General features: G+C 31.4%; 1 protein-coding gene. It reads left to right on the top strand.

Annotated features, from left to right (window positions below):
- On the top strand, positions 1–510 hold a 510-nt coding region (locus RV14_RS12370; RefSeq protein WP_342714788.1), incomplete at both ends, for an immunoglobulin-like domain-containing protein.

Raw genomic sequence — 510 nt, 5'->3', positions numbered from 1 at the left:
ATCGGGAAAAAAATCACTAAAGGAACAAAAATAGTAAAAGTAGAAAGCTTTGATGAAACTGGTAAAGTAACCGGAACCCGAGAAATTACCATTCAAACACCTAAATTAACAGTTGAAAACTATACGTTAGGACAAGAGTATATTAAAGGACAAACGGTAGGTGAAACAAAACAATTTAAATTACTGGTGGATGGTAAAGAATTTAAACCAGGCTTTAAATTTTTAGAAAATAATCAATTTGAAGTCTATGCTAAAAACAAAGTATATTCCAACTCTAAAAAAGTAGTGTTAAAAGTGTTAAATAATGAAGGAATAGAAATTGCTACGCAAGAAGTTGCCGTTCAACAACCAGCATTAGAGGTCAACTATTATAAAGTAAATACAGATTACATTACTGGTACTTACACTGGGGATGTGAAGAAGTTTAAATTGATCGTCGATGGGCAAGAGTATTTCCCAGGGTTCAAATTATTAGCAAATAACCAATTTGAAGTGTACGCAAAAAATAAA

The organism is Enterococcus ratti, assembly GCF_001886195.1.
GTDB classification, from domain to species: domain Bacteria; phylum Bacillota; class Bacilli; order Lactobacillales; family Enterococcaceae; genus Enterococcus_B; species Enterococcus_B ratti.
The sequence above is the reverse complement of the archived record's forward strand: the minus strand, read 5'-3'. Positions and strand labels throughout refer to the sequence as shown.